Below are 2,922 nucleotides of genomic sequence, written 5' to 3'. Positions count from 1 at the left end.
GGCGCTGGGCGGGCGGGCGCCGGGCGGGCGGGCGCACCTGCTGGGGCACTCGCTCGGGGGGCTCATCGCGCGCGCCGCCGTGATCGCCGAGCCCGCCCTTTTCGCGAGCCTCACGATCATGTCCGCCGGGCCCGCCGCGACCTCGCAGGGGCAGATCGAGAAGCTCGCGCTGCTCTCGCAGGCGCTCGGCGCGATGGAGAAGGGCGCGGTGTGGGAGGCGATGGCGGCGCTGGAGTCCCCCGCGGCCGCCGAGGCCGCCGCCCGCCCGGTCACCGAGCGGGACCTGCGGCTGCGGGAGCGGTGGCTCCGTACCCGTACCGTGCAACTCCTCACCACGGGAAAGCAGTTGGCGACCGAGCCGGACCGGGTCGCCGAGCTGGCCGCGAGCGGGGTCCCGGTGCATGTCGTGTCCGGCGAGAGCGACGACACGTGGCCGGTGGAGTGGCTGGACGCGATGGCGCTGCGGCTCGGGGCGCCCCGGACCCGTGTCGCGGGAGCGGGCCACTCCCCCAACACGGACCGCCCGAAGGAGACGGCCGAGGCGCTGCTCGCCTTCTGGGACGCGCACCCGGCGGCGTGAGGCCCCCGGCCGCCCGGCCTCTCAGCCCCCGTCTCAGCCCCCCGTCTCAGCCCCACGCCCCCGCTTCCGGCCCGCTGTCCGTCGTCGGGAAGAGGGTCCGCACGTGTTCCCAGAAGCCGTCGCGCAGGGCGCGGCGCAGGTCGGGCTGGGCGCGCAGGGAGTACTGGAGGAGCGCTTCGGCCTCGATGAGGAGGTCCTGGTCGACCGGGCCCGGCAGGTAGGGGCCGGGAAGGAGTGCGGCGAGGGATTCGGGGCCCTTGGTGCTGTACCAGGTGGCGGCGACGCGCTTGCCGACGAAGTGGACGTCGTCCCAGGTGGGGCGGGGCACGACGGCGTCGTCGAAGGTGACGACGGTGCGGCGGGTCACGTACGGCTTGAGGAAGGCGAGGTCGAGGGTGCGCTGCGTGTCGACCTCCCACAGGAGCGGGTCGGCCTGGTTGCGCAGGCCCTCGGGGGCCTCGATGCCCCACAGGTGGACGCGCGCGCCGAAGTCCTGCGCGGCCTCGACGGCGGGGACGAGGTCCTCGTCGCCGCCGAGGAGGACGGCGTCGCCGATGGCGCGGTGGCGGGCGAGGGATTCGAGGTCGCCGCGGATGAGGGAGTCCACGCCCTTCTGCTGGTTGTTCGCGTTGAGGTTGCCGAGCCGGACCTTGACGTCGGGAAGCTCGGCGATGGACTGCTGTTCGGCGGTGTGGATACGGCGCCGGGCGCCGTCGTACCAGTAGACGCGCAGGAGCCTGCTGTGCGGGAAGACGTGGCTCGCGCAGTCGACGAGCGCGTCGATCAGGCCCTGGGCGTCGAGTTCGAATCCCTTGCGGTCCTCCGAACCCGTGACGAGCCGGCCCGCCGCCGCGTAGAGGTACCCGGCGTCGACGAAGATCGCGTGCGTCGCGGCTCCGGCGAGTTCCCCCGCGATCTGGGCGAGGAGCCGGTCGATGCGGTCGAGTCGGGTACCGGTGTCCACGGATTCCTGGTTCATAGGGGGCTCATTGTCCCGATCGGCGCGGGGCGCGCACAACCGCGCGGGGTGGTGCGCAGGTGTGCGGCGGGAGCGAGGGGGAGCGGGCGGTCCCTCGCCTGTCAAGTATTTAGGACGGCGAATGTTTTCCTTAGCCAAGGGAATGTTTGCTCAGGGCAACTCGTTGTACCCATTCGGAGCGGGGGTATCCGAGTCTCGCAATCCACTCGTAACGGACGGGCAACGTCCTGTGCCGGATACGAGGGCGAGACTGGGGTCCAGACCCTCGCATCACAGTTCTCCTTTGGAGGATCACCCGGACGAAGGGAGAAGCCCCATGCGCTTCGAGATCATGCGCCTCGACGACGTGACCGGTTCCGCAGTGGACAGCACGATCGTGGACGCGGCCTCCGTCAAGCGGATCGTTCAGCAGGCGGCCGAGATCGGTCAGCGGCTCTACATCCGCCCGGCAGAGGCTCCGGCTTCGTAACGCCGTTTCCGCGACGGCCTCCGCACGGCCGCCGCGTTGTTGATGACGACTCAGGGCCCCCGCCCGGCACACGCCGGACGGGGGCCCTCGTGCGTGCGGGACGCCCCTGCGGGACGGCTCACGCGCCCTTGACGACCTGCGTGATCCCGTTGATGACCTGCTGGACCGCGATCGCGGAGAGCATCACCCCGGCGAGGCGGGTCACGAGCACGACACCGCCGTCCTTGATGACGCGGACGATGCCGAGCGAGTACCGCATCGTCGCCCACAGCACGAGGTGCATCGCGAGGATCGCGACCCACACGGCGGCCTGCCCGCTCGCCGAGTCGGCGTGCTGCACGGCGAGGATGACCTGCACGATCGCGCCCGGCCCCGCGAGCAGCGGCATCCCGAGCGGGACGAGGGCGACGTTGACGTCCTTGGTCTGCTGGGGCTCGTCCGTCTTGCCGGTGAGCAGGTCGAGGGCGATGAGCAGCAGGAGCAGCCCGCCGGAGATCATCAGCGCGGGGATCGAGACGTGCAGGTAGTCGAGGATCTGCTGACCGAGGAGGCCGAAGACGACGATGACGCCGAAGGCGACGCACACCGCCTGGAAGGCCATGCGGCGCTGTTTCGCGGCGGGGCGCCCGGCGGTCAGCGCGAGGAAGATCGGCGCGATCCCGACCGGGTCCATGATCACGAAGAGGGTCAGGAAGAGCGAGCCGAAGACGGCGAAGTCGAACACGTGGGGCCTTGCGGGAGGTTCCCCGGCGCGCTGCGGGCACGGCGGGGGCGGTGTACGGGGAGGGGCGGCGTGCGAGGGGCGCGTACCGGCACCCTGAACCATGACGAAGCGCACGCCCCGCGACGCGCCGCCGCGCCCGGCCCCGGTACGGGGTGGCGTGGCGGCGCGCG

The 2,922-nt window shown here is 72.0% G+C and carries 4 protein-coding genes; 2 read left to right on the top strand and 2 right to left on the bottom strand.

Going from position 1 to position 2,922, the window contains the following annotated elements:
• Positions 1-580, top strand: a 580-nt coding sequence (locus tag G3I42_RS20400) for an alpha/beta hydrolase (protein WP_164287950.1), incomplete at its 5' end; no start/stop codon positions are given.
• 46 nt (positions 581-626) lie between these two features.
• On the opposite strand, the gene G3I42_RS20395 is transcribed toward G3I42_RS20400, so the two are convergent.
• A complete protein-coding gene (locus tag G3I42_RS20395; protein ID WP_164287948.1) occupies positions 627-1,559 on the bottom strand; it encodes an NYN domain-containing protein in 933 nt (310 codons plus the stop codon).
• Between the two features lie 316 nt (positions 1,560-1,875).
• Between G3I42_RS20395 and G3I42_RS37045 the strand changes: the two genes are divergently transcribed.
• Positions 1,876-2,028, top strand: a complete 153-nt coding sequence (locus G3I42_RS37045) for a hypothetical protein (RefSeq protein WP_203607069.1) — start codon at positions 1,876-1,878, stop codon at positions 2,026-2,028.
• Positions 2,029-2,146: 118 nt separating this feature from the next.
• Here the strand turns inward: G3I42_RS37045 and G3I42_RS20390 are convergent, their stop codons facing one another.
• Positions 2,147-2,752, bottom strand: coding sequence for a MarC family protein (locus G3I42_RS20390; RefSeq protein WP_164287946.1), 606 nt, complete (start codon positions 2,750-2,752; stop codon positions 2,147-2,149).
• Positions 2,753-2,922: the final 170 nt, after the last annotated feature.

The organism is Streptomyces sp. SID11385 (genome assembly GCF_010548245.1).
GTDB lineage: Bacteria > Actinomycetota > Actinomycetes > Streptomycetales > Streptomycetaceae > Streptomyces.
Note: the sequence above shows the minus strand (reverse complement) of the source record. Positions and strands in the feature narration are given on the sequence as shown.